Source organism: Streptomyces sp. NRRL B-24572, from assembly GCF_002156145.1.
Classification (GTDB): Bacteria; Actinomycetota; Actinomycetes; order Streptomycetales; family Streptomycetaceae; genus Streptomyces; species Streptomyces vietnamensis.
This window is the reverse complement of sequence record NZ_MWIG01000184.1, coordinates 1-15934: the sequence shown is the minus strand read 5'-3', so window position 1 is coordinate 15934 and position 15934 is coordinate 1. Positions and strand designations below refer to the sequence as shown.

At 70.4% G+C, this 15934-nt stretch carries 14 protein-coding genes and 1 riboswitch; of the genes, 10 read left to right on the top strand and 4 right to left on the bottom strand.

Features of this window, described 5'->3' with window-relative positions; translation table 11 throughout:
- Window positions 1-44: 44 nt before the first annotated feature.
- The 4 genes from CCN56_RS12080 to gcvT form a co-directional block, all read right to left on the bottom strand.
- Complete coding sequence (locus tag CCN56_RS12080; RefSeq protein WP_086826359.1) at window positions 45-1415, bottom strand: L-serine ammonia-lyase; 1371 nt, start codon at window positions 1413-1415, stop codon at window positions 45-47.
- 150 nt (window positions 1416-1565) lie between these two features.
- The gene (glyA, locus tag CCN56_RS12075) at window positions 1566-2834 is read right to left on the bottom strand and encodes a serine hydroxymethyltransferase (protein WP_086826357.1); all 1269 of its coding nucleotides are present in this window, start codon (window positions 2832-2834) and stop codon (window positions 1566-1568) included.
- A 20-nt stretch (window positions 2835-2854) separates the two neighbouring features.
- On the bottom strand, window positions 2855-3235 hold the full coding sequence (gene gcvH / locus CCN56_RS12070) for a glycine cleavage system protein GcvH (RefSeq protein ID WP_086826355.1): 381 nt from the start codon (window positions 3233-3235) through the stop codon (window positions 2855-2857).
- 77 nt (window positions 3236-3312) lie between these two features.
- Window positions 3313-4437: a glycine cleavage system aminomethyltransferase GcvT gene (gene gcvT / locus CCN56_RS12065; RefSeq protein ID WP_086826353.1), complete on the bottom strand. Its 1125-nt coding sequence runs from the start codon at window positions 4435-4437 to the stop codon at window positions 3313-3315.
- Window positions 4438-4597: 160 nt separating this feature from the next.
- A riboswitch (glycine riboswitch) is annotated at window positions 4598-4697 on the bottom strand.
- A gap of 159 nt (window positions 4698-4856) precedes the next feature.
- Here gcvT and CCN56_RS12060 point away from each other — a divergent pair.
- The 10 genes from CCN56_RS12060 (at window position 4857) to CCN56_RS12015 (ending at window position 15859) form a co-directional block, all read left to right on the top strand.
- Window positions 4857-5501, top strand: coding sequence for an AAA family ATPase (locus CCN56_RS12060; protein ID WP_086826351.1), 645 nt, complete (start codon window positions 4857-4859; stop codon window positions 5499-5501).
- A 401-nt stretch (window positions 5502-5902) separates the two neighbouring features.
- Window positions 5903-6643 carry an enhanced serine sensitivity protein SseB gene (locus CCN56_RS12055; protein ID WP_086826349.1) on the top strand — a complete coding sequence of 247 codons (741 nt, stop codon included), beginning with the start codon at window positions 5903-5905 and terminating at the stop codon, window positions 6641-6643.
- Between the two features lie 78 nt (window positions 6644-6721).
- Entirely contained in the window at window positions 6722-7516 is a 795-nt protein-coding gene (locus CCN56_RS12050) for an enhanced serine sensitivity protein SseB C-terminal domain-containing protein (protein WP_086826347.1), read from the top strand.
- A gap of 362 nt (window positions 7517-7878) precedes the next feature.
- Window positions 7879-8907 carry an ABC transporter permease gene (locus CCN56_RS12045; protein ID WP_086826346.1) on the top strand — a complete coding sequence of 343 codons (1029 nt, stop codon included), beginning with the start codon at window positions 7879-7881 and terminating at the stop codon, window positions 8905-8907.
- 110 nt (window positions 8908-9017) lie between these two features.
- Window positions 9018-10781, top strand: coding sequence for an ABC transporter substrate-binding protein (locus CCN56_RS12040; protein ID WP_086826344.1), 1764 nt, complete (start codon window positions 9018-9020; stop codon window positions 10779-10781).
- A gap of 114 nt (window positions 10782-10895) precedes the next feature.
- On the top strand, window positions 10896-11894 hold the full coding sequence (locus CCN56_RS12035; protein ID WP_086826342.1) for an ABC transporter permease: 999 nt from the start codon (window positions 10896-10898) through the stop codon (window positions 11892-11894).
- On the top strand, window positions 11891-12997 hold the full coding sequence (locus tag CCN56_RS12030) for an ABC transporter ATP-binding protein (RefSeq protein ID WP_086826340.1): 1107 nt from the start codon (window positions 11891-11893) through the stop codon (window positions 12995-12997). Before CCN56_RS12035 ends, CCN56_RS12030 begins: the two co-directional genes overlap by 4 nt.
- 8 nt (window positions 12998-13005) lie before the next feature.
- Window positions 13006-14211 (top strand): ABC transporter ATP-binding protein, encoded by a 1206-nt coding sequence (locus CCN56_RS12025; protein WP_179199813.1) that lies wholly within the window; start codon window positions 13006-13008, stop codon window positions 14209-14211.
- Window positions 14212-14303: 92 nt separating this feature from the next.
- Window positions 14304-14984, top strand: coding sequence for a trimeric intracellular cation channel family protein (locus tag CCN56_RS12020; RefSeq protein WP_086826337.1), 681 nt, complete (start codon window positions 14304-14306; stop codon window positions 14982-14984).
- A gap of 23 nt (window positions 14985-15007) precedes the next feature.
- Window positions 15008-15859, top strand: a complete 852-nt coding sequence (locus tag CCN56_RS12015; protein ID WP_086826335.1) for a thioesterase family protein — start codon at window positions 15008-15010, stop codon at window positions 15857-15859.
- The last annotated feature ends 75 nt before the right edge of the window (window positions 15860-15934 follow it).

The following is a 15934-nucleotide window of genomic DNA, read 5'->3' as shown; positions in this document are numbered from 1 at the left end:
GGCCGGCCCCGGGGATCCCGGGGCCGGCCGTGTGCACAAACGGTTCAGCACTCGATGATGTTCACCGCGAGACCACCCCGCGCGGTCTCCTTGTACTTCACGCTCATGTCGGCACCCGTCTCCTTCATGGTCTTGATGACCTTGTCGAGGGAGACCAGGTGGCTGCCGTCACCGCGCATCGACATCTTCGCCGCCGTGACCGCCTTGACCGCCGCCATGCCGTTGCGCTCGATGCACGGGATCTGCACCAGACCGCCGACCGGGTCGCAGGTCAGACCCAGGTTGTGCTCCATGCCGATCTCGGCCGCGTTCTCCACCTGCTCCGGCGAGCCGCCCAGCACCTCGGCGAGCGCGCCGGCCGCCATCGAGCAGGCCGAGCCGACCTCGCCCTGGCAGCCGACCTCGGCGCCGGAGATCGAGGCGTTCTCCTTGAACAGCATGCCGACCGCGCCCGCCGCGAGCAGGAAACGGACGATGCCGTCCTCGTCCGCGCCGGGGACGAAGTTCATGTAGTAGTGCAGCACCGCGGGGATGATGCCGGCCGCGCCGTTGGTCGGGGCGGTGACCACCCGGCCGCCCGCCGCGTTCTCCTCGTTCACGGCCATCGCGTAGAGGGTGATCCACTCCATCGCGTGCGCGGCCGGGTCGCCCTCGGAGCGCAGCTTGCGCGCGGAGGTGGCGGCGCGGCGGCGGACCTTGAGGCCGCCTGGCAGGATGCCCTCGCGGGACATGCCGCGCGAGACGCAGGCCTGCATGACCCGCCAGATCTCCAGCAGGCCCGCGCGGATCTCGTCCTCGGTGCGCCAGGCCTTCTCGTTCTCCAGCATCAGCGAGGAGATCGACAGGCCGGTCTCCTTGGCCAGGCGCAGCAGCTCGTCGCCGGTGCGGAAGGGGTACTTCAGGACGGTGTCGTCCGGGATGATCGGGTTCTCGCCCGCCACCGCGTCCTCGTCGACGACGAAGCCGCCGCCGACCGAGTAGTACGTCTTCTCCAGGACCAGCGCGCCCTGCGCGTCGTAGGCGAAGACCGTCATGCCGTTGGCGTGGTACGGCAGCGCCTTGCGGCGGTGCAGGACCAGGTCGTCGTCGAAGGAGAAGGGGATCTCGTGGGCGCCGAGCAGGTTGATGCGGCCGCTCGCCTTGATCCGCTCGAACTCGTCGTCGGCGCTCTCCACGTCGACGGTGCGCGGCGAGTTGCCCTCCAGGCCGAGCAGGACCGCCTTGGGGGTGCCGTGGCCGTGGCCGGTCGCGCCGAGCGAGCCGTACAGCTCGGCCCGTATCTTCGCCGTGTGGGCGAGCAGGCCCTCGTTCTTCAGCCGGCGGGCGAACATCCGGGCCGCGCGCATGGGGCCCACCGTGTGGGAGCTCGACGGGCCGATGCCGATCGAGAACAGGTCGAAGACCGAGATGGCCACGGGAGGACTCCTTGTGGGGGCTAGACGCCGTTGTCTGCCGGGGTGGAGCAGAGAAGCGTGAAGAAGGGCTGGGCATGGGGCGGGGCACCGCGCTCACTGTCCAGTGTGCGCGGTGCCCCGAAGATTCCGTACGAACAAAAGGGTACGAAATTACTTCAGGCCGGGGTACAGCGGGTGCTTGTCGGCGAGCGCCGTCACCCGGGCCTTGAGGGCCGCGGCCTTGTCCGCGTCGAAGCCGGGCTTCAGGGTCTCCGCGATGACGTCGGCGACCTCGGCGAAGTCCTCGGCCTGGAAGCCGCGGGTCGCGAGGGCCGGCGTACCGATGCGCAGACCCGAGGTGACCATCGGCGGGCGCGGGTCGTTCGGAACGGCGTTCCGGTTGACCGTGATGCCGACCTCGTGGAGACGGTCCTCGGCCTGCTGGCCGTCGAGCTCGGAGTTGCGCAGGTCCACCAGGACCAGGTGCACGTCCGTGCCGCCGGACAGGACGGAGACGCCGTGGGCGGTGACGTCGTCCTGGACCAGGCGCTCGGCCAGCGCGCGGGCGCCGTCCAGGGTGCGCTGCTGGCGCTCCTTGAACTCCTCCGAGGCCGCGACCTTGAAGGAGACGGCCTTGGCCGCGATCACGTGCTCCAGCGGGCCGCCCTGGAAACCGGGGAAGACCGAGGAGTTCAGCTTCTTGGCGAACTCCTTCTTCGCCAGGATGATGCCGCCGCGCGGGCCGCCGAGCGTCTTGTGCGTGGTGGAGGTCACCACGTCCGCGTACTCGACCGGGTTCGGGTGCAGACCGGCGGCGACCAGGCCCGCGAAGTGGGCCATGTCGACCCACAGGTAGGCCTCGACCTCGTCGGCGATCCGGCGGAACTCGGCGAAGTCCAGCTGGCGCGGGTAGGCGGACCAGCCCGCGATGATCACCTTGGGGCGGTGCTCCTTGGCGAGGCGCTCGACCTCGGCCATGTCGACCAGACCGGCCTCGTCCACGTGGTACGCGACCACGTTGAACTGCTTGCCGGAGAAGTTCAGGCGCATGCCGTGGGTGAGGTGACCGCCGTGCGCCAGGTCGAGACCCAGGATCGTGTCGCCGGGCTGGGCGATCGCGAAGAGGGCGGCCTGGTTCGCGGAGGCGCCGGAGTGCGGCTGGACGTTGGCGTACTCGGCGCCGAACAGGTCCTTGATCCGGTCGATCGCGATCTGCTCGGCCACGTCGACGTGCTCGCAGCCGCCGTAGTAGCGGCGGCCCGGGTAGCCCTCGGCGTACTTGTTGGTGAGGACGGAGCCCTGGGCCTCCATGACCGCGACCGGAGCGAAGTTCTCCGAGGCGATCATCTCGAGGGTGGACTGCTGACGGAGGAGCTCGGCGTCGACGGCGGCGGCGACGTCGGGGTCCAGCTCGTGGAGAGGGGTGTTCAGAAGCGACATGAATCGATCCCTAGGGGGTCTCAGTTCTCGGCGGTGAGCGCGGCGTACTCGTCGGCGGAGAGCAGGTCCTTCGGTGCCTCGGTGATCCGGACCTTGAACAGCCAGCCACCCTCGAACGGAGCCGTGTTCACCAGGGACGGGTCGTCCACCACGTCCTGGTTGGCCTCGACGACCTCGCCCGTGACGGGGGAGTAGAGGTCGCTGACGGACTTCGTCGACTCCAGCTCGCCACAGGTCTCACCCTCGGTGACGGTGTCACCGACCGCGGGGAGCTGGGCGTAGACGACGTCACCGAGCGCGTTGGCCGCGAACTCCGTGATGCCGACCGTCGAGACGCCGTCGACGGCCTCCGACAGCCACTCGTGCTCCTTGGTGTAGCTCAGCTGCTGGGGGTTGCTCATGACCTGATTCTCCTGGATCGGGGGAGTGCTGATGAACGTGGGTCTTACGGGATGAGACGCGGAACGAGACGACTGCGTCACTTCTGGCGCTTGTAGAACGGCAGCGCCACGACCTCGTAGGGCTCGTGGGTGCCGCGGATGTCCACACCGACGCCCTCGGTCCCGGGCGTGGCGTGGGCCGCGTCCACGTACGCCATGGCGATCGGCTTGCCGAGGGTCGGGGACGGGGCGCCCGAGGTGACCTCGCCGATGACCACGCCGTCCTTGACGACGGAGAAGCCGGCGCGCGGGACGCGGCGGCCCTCGGCGATCAGACCGACGAGCTTGCGCGGCGGGGCGGTCTCGGCGCGCTCGGCGGCCTTCTCCAGGGCCTCGCGGCCGACGAAGCGGCCCTCGTTCGTCGTCTTCTCGAACTTCACGACCCGGCCGAGGCCCGCGTCGAAGGGGGTGAGGGCGGTGGTCAGCTCGTGGCCGTACAGCGGCATGCCCGCCTCCAGGCGGAGCGTGTCACGGCAGGACAGGCCGCAGGGGATCAGGCCGACGCCCTCGCCCGCCTCGGTCAGCGCCTTCCAGACGCCCTCGGCGTGCTCGGGCTTCAGGAACAGCTCGAAGCCGTCCTCGCCGGTGTAGCCGGTGCGGGCGATCAGCGCCGGGACGCCGGCGACCGTGCCGGGCAGGCCGGCGTAGTACTTCAGACCGTCCAGGTCGGCGTCGGTGAGCGACTTCAGGATGCCGGGGGACTCCGGGCCCTGGACCGCGATCAGGGCGTACGCGTCACGGTCGTCGCGGACCTCGGCGTCGAAGCCGGCCGCGCGCTCGGTCAGCGCGTCGAGGACGACCTGGGCGTTGGAGGCGTTGGCGACGACCATGTACTCGGTCTCGCCGAGGCGGTAGACGATCAGGTCGTCGAGGATGCCGCCGTCCTCCTGGCAGATCATCGTGTAGCGGGCGCGGCCGTTGCCCACCGTGGAGATGTTGCCGACGAGGGCGTAGTCCAGGAGGTCGACGGCCTGCGGGCCCGTGACCGTGATCTCGCCCATGTGGGAGAGGTCGAAGAGACCGGCCTTGGTGCGGACGGCGTTGTGCTCGTCGCGCTCGCTGCCGTACCGCAGCGGCATGTCCCAGCCGGCGAAGTCGGTCATGGTCGCGCCCAGCGAACGATGCAGGGCATCGAGGGCGGTCAGGCGGGGGGCAGTGGTCATGGGGTGGCTCCCGGGTCCCAAGGGCGTGATCGGTGACGAAACACATGACGGGCGAGGACGTCCTCCCCATCTGTCATGGAACCTGAGAGGTTCACCGAGAGCATCCTCGGCTTGCACCTTGGGTGGGGACACGGTGACGCGTCCCGCTTTTCAGATCTGCCTCATCCGCGCGGTACGGGGCCTGAGAGATTCAAGGGAGGGTCTTGCTCCTTCGGCGCCCGGACGCGCTCGGCGGTCCGGAACTCTCCCGCGCGGATTCGAGCGGCCGGTATGCGATTGTGCGGCGACTGTGCGCGCCTGGCGCGCACATCATCGCACGCGGTGTCGGCGGGGCAAATCGCTTGTGCCGCATTACCATTTCTTTACACTTCGTGGGCAAGGGTCTCCTCGGGTCTCCGAGGCCCGACAGGGGGAGAGCGATGAGGATCCAGCACACCGGCGCATACGCGACGAGCACCGGCATACCGTCCCAGCGGGCCCGTGGCCGTCTTCTGCGGGACCTGCGCGAGCGCGGCGGCCGCGGCCCCCGCGCCCTGACCTTCGCCGCCGGCGACCTCGTCGTCGTCTCCGGGCTGCCCGGCAGCGGCAAGTCCACCCTGATGAAGCGCGCCGCCCAGGGCAGCGGCATCGACTCCCAGGACGCCCGCGAGCGCTGGGAGGCCCGCATGCCGCGCCTCCTCCCGTACGCCGTCTACCGCCCCCTCGTCCGGATCGCGCACTACGCCGGACTGCGCCGCGCCCTGCGCTCCGGCGCGAGCCTGATCGTCCACGACTGCGGCACCCAGGCCTGGGTGCGCGGCTGGCTCGCCCGCGAGGCGAGACGCCGCGGCCGCGCCCTGCACCTGCTCCTCCTCGACGTCACCCCCGACGTCGCCCGGGCCGGTCAGGACGCCCGGGGCCGGGGCGTCTCCGCGTACGCCTTCGCGCGGCACCGGCGGGCCGTCGGCCGGCTCCTGCGGGCCGCCGAGTCCGGCAGCCTGCCGCACGGCTGCGCCTCGGCGACCCTCCTCGACCGCGCCGCCGCCGACTCCCTCCACCGGATCGACTTCCGCGAGGCGGCCTGAGGGGCCCGCCCCGGAGCCGGTCCGCACCGTGCGCCCCGCCGGTCCCCCGGGCGGTCCGCGGCTTCCCGGGCGGTCCGTGGCGTCCCGGGCGGTCCGTGGCGTCCCGGGCGGTCCGTGGCGTCCCGGGCGGTCCGTGGCGTCCCGGGCGGTCCGTGGCGTCCCGGGCGGTCCGTGGCTTCCTGGGCGGCTCGCGGCTTCCCGGCGGTCCGTGGCGTCCCGGGCGGCTCGCGGCTTCCCGGGCGCGCCGCCCGCTGCCGGTGTCCCCGGCCGTGTCCCGGGACGGGGCGCGGGCGGTCCGGGACGCCCGTACCCTCCCTTTTGGCCGCAGTGGCGACGGCGCGGCGTTAGGGTGCTGCCGGGCGGCCGGTGCGGCAGGCCGTGCGAGAAGGGGAAACGCGACCGTGGACGTGACGTGGCCGGGCAACGAGCTCGAAGAGGTCCTTGCCGCCTCACTCGGCAATCCCGAGGCCGGAGGCCGACTGGTGGAGGTGCTGGGCCGCAGCCCGGTCTGGGTGCCCCTGCCCAACGGCGGCGGCCCCGACAGCCAGAGTCTCGACCTCGCCACCATGGAGATCGAGGGCGCGGCCTACGTGCCCGTCTTCAGCTCCGAGCAGCAGTTCCTCGCCTGCGTCGGCGACCACATGTCCTTCACCGTCGCCCCCGCCCGTGACTTCGCCCGCGGACTGCCCCCGCAGCTCGGCATCGCCGTGAACCCCGGCGGCACCGTCGGCGTCCCGCTGCCCCCGCCCGCCGTCGCCGAGCTCTGCCGCGCCGGCCGCACCCCGCTCGACGGCCCCGCCAGCGGCGGCCGCGTCCGGCTCTTCGAGCCCGACTGGCAGGACGATCCGGTCGACTTCCTCGCCGCCGCCTCCGCCGAGTTCGAGGCCACCGGGGTCGTCACCACCGCCCGCCGCGCCCTCGCCAGCGTCGAGGGCACCGAACCGGCCCTCTTCATCGGCGTCCAGCTGGGCGGCTGGGACGGCGTCGACCGGAACGCCCCCCTGGACGCCCTCGGCCGCGCCCTCGGCCGCGTCGAGGTCGCCTGGCCGGTCAACCTCATCCTGCTCGACATGGCGCAGGACCCGGTCGGCGACTGGATGCTGGAGCGGGTGCGCCCCTTCTATCAGCGCGGCGACGCCTGAGCGGCCCCCTGTTTAAGCTGAACTGACTCGATCGCTGGACAGACGTACGTGGTGGACGGAAGAGGGGCGGGACCCAGGGTGAGCGCGTCAGGCACCGCTGCGACCGGAGGACGGGTCGAGCACATGCTGCGCCAGGTGGAGCCCGGACGCTACGACGCGTACGAGCAGTTGCTGCACGCCCTCGCCGACGGCGAGCTCTGGATGCTGCTCTGGCAGGGCGCCCCCGGCTCGCCCGACGCCCAGTACGGGAACATGGAGGTCGACGGCTTCGGCTACGCGCCCTGCGTCACCTCCCCCCAGGAGCTCGCCGCCTCTGGCTGGAACCGTGCCCACGAGCTCGTCACCGGCCGCGAGATCGCCCGCGCCCTCTATCCCGACCGCTGGGGCGTCTGGCTCAATCCGCACGCCCCCGGCGGCGGCGTCGGCATCCCCTGGCCCGACCTGCGCCGGATCGCCACCGGTCTCGACCGGATGCCCGCCGGGCCGCTGCGCGTCACCGAGCCCGCCCTGGAGCTCCCGCAGTTCTACGCCCTGCTCACGCAGAACGCGCACCGCACCCAGGCCGTCCGGTCGCTGCGCCGCGGCTGGGTGCAGCCGGCGCTCGGTTCCCCGTACCTCGCCATCGGTCTCGACCTGTACGACACGTCCCCGGCGGCCGTCGACGCGGTCCGCTCGATGATGCGCCAGTCGATCGGCTCCGTCCCCGACGGACTGCCCGTCTCGACGGTCGCGCTCTCCGACGCGTACGACCCGGTGGCCCTGTGGCTGCGGGCGAACGCGCGCCCCTTCTACGACCGCGAGGCGCACGCCGGGCGCGGCTCCGCCGCCGTACCGGGGTACGGATACCCGCCGCCGACGCCGTCCGGATACTGAGACGCCCCTCGTGTCCCAGTTGTCGGCAAAGGCCTCCGGAGTCCGCTCTGGAGGCCTTCGTTCACCCCAATTCGACAGTTCGCGGCACCAGTTGAGCGACATGTCCGATTGCGGGTGAGAGGGCCCCGGTTGGTCCGCTCACGTGATCACGGCGTCCGGATAACGGAAGTCGCAGCACCGCATCACGTTTGAGCAAACATTGAGCTTCAGGTCTGGCGGGTGATCGCAAGCGCATTGAAGACTCCCCGGAACACAGGACGTTCGACTCCTTTCGAGCCGATGTCCAGCAGGTTGTTCCACCGAGCCGCTACCCGCGGCGGGCAAGGGCCGGCTACCGGCGGCCGAGAGGGGTCCTCACCACGATGACGGCACCACTGCACGAGACGAGTGCGGGCGAGGCGACCGCCACCGTCGACGGCGCGCCCGACGCTTCCGGCACTCCGGACAACTCCGGCGCGGCAGGCAAGGCGATCGAGGGGCGCTCGCCCTGGAAGATCGCCTGGACCCGCCTCAAGCGCGACAAGCTGGCCCTCGCGGGCGCGTTCGTCGTCCTCTTCCTGATCCTCGTCGCGATCTTCGCGCCGGTCATCGTGGGCCTCCTCGGCCACCCGCCGGAGGAGTTCCACGAGGACCAGATCGACCCGCTGTTCGGCACGCCGATCGGCTCCTGGGGCGGCGTCAACGGCGACTTCCTGTTCGGCGTCGAGCCGGTCAACGGCCGCGACGTCTTCAGCCGGATCGTCTACGGCGCCCGGATCTCGCTGCTCGTCGCCTTCCTGGCGGCGGTCTTCGCGGTCTTCCTCGGCACCGTCCTCGGCGTCATCGCGGGCTACTTCGGCGGCTGGATCGACGCGGCCCTCAGCCGGATCATGGACGTGATGCTGGCGTTCCCGCAGCTGCTCTTCACGATCGCCCTGGTCTCGGTGCTGCCCAACGAGTTCCTCGGCCTGGACGGATCGGGTGTGCGCATCGCCGCGCTCATCCTGGTGATCGGCTTCTTCGGATGGCCGTACGTCGGCCGCATCGTCCGAGGCCAGACCCTCTCGCTGCGCAACCGCGAGTACGTCGAGGCCGCCCAGAGCCTGGGCGCCGGCCGCTTCTACATCCTGCGCCGCGAGCTGCTGCCCAACCTGATCGCCCCGATCATGGTCTACGCGACCCTCATGATCCCCACCAACATCCTCACCGAAGCGGCGCTCAGCTTCCTCGGCGCGGGTGTGAAGCCCCCCACCGCTTCCTGGGGCCAGATGCTGTCGACGGCCATCACCACCTACGAGTCGGATCCCCTGTTCATGGTGATCCCCGGCCTCGCGATCTTCATCACCGTTCTGGCGTTCAACCTCTTCGGCGACGGCGTGCGCGACGCGCTCGACCCGAAGGGCTCCCGCTGACCGTTCGCCGACGACACGCAAGACCCGCCCCTGCCGCTGGCGACAGGAGGCCCATCCCCAATCGGCGGACCGCCGTAACGGCCGCCACTATCCCGGAGGTTGCTGGACCCATGCTGAAGAGCTCTCAGCGCAGAATCGCCGCGGGCGCGCTGCTTGCCGCGGCCACGATGGTCGTCACGACCGCGTGTGGCGGCGGTAACGGCGACGGTGGCGGCAAGGGCGCGGCCGGCACGCCCGGCTTCAACGCCGCGGTGAACAAGGTCGCCAACGCCTCCGACAAGAAGGGCGGCGAGCTGAAGTTCATCGGCTCGCAGGAGGCCGACTCGTGGGACCCGCAGCGCGGCTACTACGGCTTCGTGTGGGACTTCGCCCGCTACTACACCCGCCAGCTCGTCACCTTCAAGGCCGAGCCGGGCACCGCCTCCACCGAGCTGGTCCCCGACCTCGCCACCGACGCCGGCAAGGTCTCGGCCGACGGCCTCACCTACACGTTCACGCTGAAGGACGGCGTGACGTGGGAGGACGGCAAGCCGATCACCTCCAAGGACATCAAGTACGGCATCGAGCGCATCTGGGCCCAGGACGTCATCTCCGGCGGCCCGATCTACCTCCAGCAGGTCCTCGACCCCAAGGGCACGTACAAGGGTCCGTACAAGGACACCACCGCGGACAAGCTCGGTCTGAGCGCGATCGAGACCCCGGACGACAAGACCATCATCTTCAAGCTGCCGGTCGCCAACGGCGACTTCCTGCAGATGCTGGCCATGCCCGCCGCCTCCCCGGTCCGCCAGGACAAGGACACCAAGGCCAAGTACGGCCTGAAGCCCTTCTCCTCCGGCCCGTACAAGTGGCAGTCGTACACGCCGAACAAGTCGATGAAGCTCGTTCGCAACGACAAGTGGGACCCCAAGTCCGACGGCATCCGCAAGGCGCTCCCGGACACCATCTCCGTCACGTTCACCACGAACGCCGACGACATGGACAACCGTCTGGTCGAGGGCGAGTACGACCTCGACCTCAACGCGACCGGTGTCGGCGCCGCCGCCCGCCAGAAGGTGCTCCAGCAGCACAAGGGCAACGTCGACAACCCGCAGACGGGCTTCATCCGCTACGCGGTCTTCCCGCAGACGGTGATCCCCAACATCGAGTGCCGCAAGGCGATCATCTACGCCGCCGACTCCAAGTCCCTCCAGACCGCCCGTGGTGGCCCGCAGGCCGGTGGCGACATCGCCCCCAACATGCTGCCGCCGGGCATCAAGGGCGCCGACCCGAAGTACGACCCGTACGGCAAGCTCGCCGGCGCCCCCGACCTGGCCAAGGCCAAGGAGGCGCTGAAGAAGTGCGGCAAGCCGAACGGCTTCAAGACCACGATCGCGGTCCGCAACAACAAGAAGATCGAGATCGCGACCGCCGAGTCCCTCCAGCAGTCGCTGAAGGCCGTCGGCATCGACGCCCAGATCGACCAGTTCGACGGCGCCCAGACCTCCGGCATCATCGGTTCGCCGAAGGTGGTCAAGGAGAAGGGCTACGGCATCATCATCATGGGCTGGGGCGCCGACTTCCCGACCGGTCAGGGCTTCCTCCAGCCGCTGGTCGACGGCCGCTTCATCCTGCAGAGCGGTAACAACAACTTCGCCGAGCTCAACGACAAGGCCGTCAACGGCCTGTTCGACCAGGCTCTGAAGGAGACCGACCCGAACAAGGCCGGCGACCTCTACAAGCAGATCAACACGAAGGTGTCGGAGGCCGCGGTCTACCTGCCCTTCACCAACGAGAAGAACATCATCTGGCGCAGCTCCCGGCTGACCAACGTCTACACGGCGGACGCCTACAACGGCCGCTACGACTACGCGTCGCTCGGCGTCGTCAAGTAATCCGACCCGCTTCACCGGCGCACCACCCGCCGCCAGGTCCGAAGGGCAGGTGATGGCCGACGGCGGCGGCCGGGGAACCCGATCGGGATCCCCGGCCGCCACCCGGCCGACCGCATGCTTGCATACATAGTCCGGCGACTCTTCTCAGTCGTCGTGATGCTGCTCGTCGTCACACTCGTGACGCTCAGCATCTTCTTCCTCATCCCCAAGATGACCGGCAGTGATCCTGCCGCGATGTTCGTCGGCAAGCAGGCGGATCCGGCTTCCATCGAGGCCATCCGGCAGAAGCTGGGCCTGGGCGATCCGATCCTGGTGCAGTTCTGGCACTTCGTGTCCGGCATCTTCGTCGGCCGGGACTACACCGGCGGCGGCGACACCATCCACTGTGCCGCGCCCTGCTTCGGCTACTCGTTCCGCACCGAGCAGGACGTCTGGACCATGCTGACCGACGCCTTCCCGGTCACCCTCTCCATGGTCCTCGGTGCCGCCGTGCTGTGGCTGGTGCTCGGCGTCACCACGGGCGTGGTCTCCGCGCTCAAGCGGGGCACGATCATCGACCGTGCCGCGATGATCACCGCGCTGGCCGGCGTCTCGCTCCCCATCTTCTTCACCGCCATGCTCTCCATGCTCGTCTTCCGCACGCAGCTGGGCTGGCTCAAGTCCTCGTACACCCCGATCACCGAGTCCTTCGGTGGCTGGTTCGGCGGCCTGCTCCTTCCCTGGGTCACCCTCGCCTTCCTGTACGCGGCGATGTACGCGCGCCTCACCCGCGCCACCATGCTGGAGGTCCTCGGCGAGGACTACATCCGCACCGCGCGGGCCAAGGGCCTGCCGGAGCCGGTCGTGCTCGGCAAGCACGCCATGCGCTCCACCATGACCCCCATCCTGACCATCTTCGGCATGGACCTCGGCGCCCTCGTCGGCGGCGCGATCCTGACCGAGACCGCGTTCAGCCTTCCGGGCCTCGGCCAGGCGGCCTACCGGGCCGTCAGCGAGCGGGACCTGCCGCTGATCCTGGCGGTCACGCTCATCACGGCTGCCGCCGTGGTCATCGCCAACCTCGTGGTGGACCTTCTGTACGCGGTGATCGACCCCCGAGTGAGGCTCGCATGACGGACAAGCTGACGAAGACGGGCGCGGCGGTCGGAGAGCCCGTCGACACCGGGAAGTCCGCCCCGTCCGACACCTTCCTCGACGTACGCGACCTGAAGATCCACTTCCCGACCGACGACGGTCTGGTCAAGTCGGTCGACGGCCTCAGCTTCCAGCTGGAGAAGGGCAAGACCCTCGGCATCGTGGGCGAGTCCGGCTCCGGCAAGTCGGTCACCTCGCTCGGCATCATGGGCCTGCACACCGTCGGCCAGTACGGCCGGCAGAAGGCCCGCATCTCCGGCGAGATCTGGCTGAACGGGCGCGAGCTCCTCTCCGGTGACCCGGAAGAGGTCCGCAAGATGCGCGGCCGCGAGATGGCGATGATCTTCCAGGACCCGCTGTCCGCGATGCACCCGTACTACACGGTCGGCCACCAGATCGTGGAGGCGTACCGCGTCCACAACAACGTGGACAAGAAGACGGCGAAGAAGCGGGCCGTCGAACTCCTCGACCGGGTCGGCATCCCCGAGCCCGCCAAGCGGTTCGACAACTACCCGCACGAGTTCTCCGGCGGCATGCGCCAGCGCGCGATGATCGCCATGGCGCTCGTCAACAACCCCGAGCTCCTCATCGCCGACGAGCCCACCACGGCGCTCGACGTGACGGTCCAGGCCCAGATCCTCGACCTGATGCGCGACCTCCAGAAGGAGTTCGGCTCCGCGGTCATCATCATCACGCACGACCTCGGCGTCGTCGCCGAGCTCGCCGACGACATCCTCGTGATGTACGGCGGCCGGTGCGTCGAGCGCGGGCCGGCCGAGTCCGTCTTCTACGAACCGCAGCACCCCTACACCTGGGGCCTGCTCGGCTCGATGCCGCGGATCGACCGCGAGCAGACCGAGCGGCTCATCCCGGTCAAGGGCAACCCGCCCAGCCTCATCAACGTCCCGAGCGGCTGCGCCTTCAACCCCCGCTGCCCGTACGCCGACGTCCCCAAGGGCGGCATCACGCGCACCCAGCGCCCCGAGCTGACCCTCGTCGGAGAGCGCCACCACTCGGCCTGCCACATGCCGCAGGAGGAGCGCACCCGCATCTGGACCGAAGAGATTGCGCCGAAGCTGTGAGCGACACGATGGAACCCTTGCTGAAGGTCACCGGCCTGCAGAAGCACTTCCCCATCCGGAAGGGCCTGCTCCAGCGTCAGACCGGTGCGGTCAAGGCGGTCGACGGGCTCGACTTCGAGGTCTACCCCGGTGAGACGCTCGGCGTCGTCGGCGAGTCCGGCTGCGGCAAGTCGACGATGGGCCGGCTGATCACCCGCCTCCTCGAACCGACCGGCGGGAAGATCGAGTTCCAGGGCACGGACATCTCGCACCTCGGCGTGTCGGGCATGCGTCCGCTGCGCCGGGACGTCCAGATGATCTTCCAGGACCCGTACGGCTCGCTGAACCCGCGCCACACGGTCGGCTCGATCGTCTCGGCCCCCTTCAAGCTCCAGGGCGTCGAGCCCGAGGGCGGCGTGAAGAAGGAGGTCCAGCGCCTGCTCGGCCTGGTCGGCCTGAACCCCGAGCACTACAACCGCTACCCGCACGAGTTCTCCGGCGGCCAGCGCCAGCGCATCGGCATCGCGCGCGCCCTGGCCCTGAAGCCGAAGCTGGTCGTCGCGGACGAGCCCGTCTCGGCCCTGGACGTCTCCATCCAGGCGCAGGTGGTCAACCTCCTGGACGACCTCCAGGAGGAACTGGGCCTCACCTACGTGTTCATCGCCCACGACCTGTCGGTCGTCCGGCACGTCTCGGACCGCATCGCGGTGATGTACCTGGGCAAGATCGTGGAGCTCGCGGACCGCAAGTCCCTCTACGAGTCCCCGATGCACCCGTACACCCGGGCCCTGATGTCCGCGGTCCCGATCCCGGACCCGCGCCGCAAGGGCGTGAAGGGCGAGCGCATCCTGCTCAAGGGCGACGTCCCGTCCCCGATCGCCCCGCCGGCGGGCTGCCGCTTCCACACCCGCTGCTGGAAGGCCACGGACGTCTGCCGCACCCAGGAGCCCCCGCTCCTGGAGCTCCGCCCGGGCCAGCGCGTGGCCTGCCACCACCCGGAGAACGCGGAGGGTCTGACGATCCCGGAGCCCCGCGAATCGGTGGACGTCACGATCACGAAGACCCCGAAGGCGCCGGAACCGACCCCGGAGCCCGAGTCGGAGGACGTGGCCCCGGTGGAGGCGGCCGAGGCCGCGGAGTCGACGGAGGTCCCGGAAGGGGCGGAGTCGGCCGCGAAGGACGAGGCGAAGGACGAGGCGAAGGACGACGCGAAGGACGACGCCGCGGGGAAGTGACCCCGACGCGGACCGGACCAGAGGCCCCCGCCGTCATGCGACGGCGGGGGCCTCTGCTCTTCCCGCACGGGAACAACCGGAACAATGGGCGCGTGCTCCACGAATTGTTCACCCCCTCCGTCCAACACGCCCTCGACCTCGTCGGCATCTTCGTCTTCGCCATCTCCGGCGCCCTCCTCGCCGTCCGCAAGAACTTCGACGTCTTCGGCATCGCCGTCCTCGCCGAGGTCACCGCCCTCGGCGGCGGTCTCTTCCGCGACCTGATCATCGGCGCCGTACCCCCCGCCGCCTTCACGGATCTCGGCTACTTCCTGATGCCGCTGATCGCGACGGCCTTCGTCTTCTTCCTGCACCCGGAGGTCGAGCGCACCCAGACCGCGGTGAACGTCTTCGACGCGGCCGGTCTGGGCCTCTTCTGCGTCACGGGGACGACCAAGGCGTACGACTACGGCCTCGGCCTCACCTCCTCCGCCGCGCTCGGCCTCGCCACGGCCGTGGGTGGCGGCGTGCTGCGCGACGTGCTGGCCAACGAGGTGCCGTCGCTGCTGCGCTGGGACCGGGACCTGTACGCCGTCCCGGCGATCGTGGGCGCGACGATGGTCGTGCTCTGCATCCGCTTCGACGCGCTCAACGCGTTCACGAGCGGCGCCGCCGTCCTCACCGCCTTCACGCTCCGGCTCCTGGCGATGCGCTACCACTGGCGCGCGCCCCGCGCCTGGAACCGCCGTTCCTCCGCCAGCGAGGAGGACGCCGGAAAAGCTACCGCTCAGTAGCTAGCTGCGGTACCGTCGAAAACATGAGCACGAGCACCGAGACCGCCGTCGCCGCCGCGAGCGAGTTCGACCGCGACACCGCCGTCACCCTCCGGGAACCCGGCGTCTACGACGCCGACCTCTCGGCCGGCTGGACGATCATCCACGCCGTCAACGGCGGCTACCTCCTCGCCCTGCTCGGCCGCGCCCTCGGCGACCACCTCCCGCACCCGGACCCGTTCACGATCTCGGCGCACTACCTCACGCCGTCCGTGCCGGGCCCCGCGGTGATCCGGACGGAGACCGTCCGCACGGGCAGGACGCTCTCCACGGGCCAGGCCTCGCTCTTCCAGTACGCCGAGGACGGCACCGAGGTCGAGCGCATCCGCGTCCTCGCCTCGTACGGGGACCTCGACGCCCTCCCCGACGACGTCCGCACCTCCGCGACGCCGCCGGCGATGGCCGCGATCGAGAACTGCTTCAGCGCCGCCGACAACCCGGCCCCGAGGATCCCCGGCTCGTCCGCGATCGCGGACCGTCTCGACCTCCGCCTCGACCCGGCCTGCGTGGGCTGGGCGGTCGGCGCGCCCTCGGGCAAGGGCGAGATGCGGGCCTGGTTCGGCCTGGCCGACGGCCGGGAGCCGGACCCCCTGTCCCTGCTGCTCGCGGTGGACGCCCTGCCGCCGACCTCCTTCGAGCTGGGCCTCAAGGGCTGGACCCCGACGGTGGAGCTCACCACCCACGTCCGCTGCCGCCCGGCGCCGGGCCCCCTCCGCGTCTCGATCACCACGCGGAACCTGGCGGGCGGCTTCCTGGAGGAGGACGCGGAGGTCTGGGACAGCGCGAACCGCCTGGTGGCCCAGTCCCGCCAACTGGCCCGCGCCCCGCGCGACTGAGCCTTCCCGCGCCTCCCCACGGCCGATAACCGGCGTAGGCGCCCGGCGCGAACGGGCCGGGCGCCTACGCCGGTT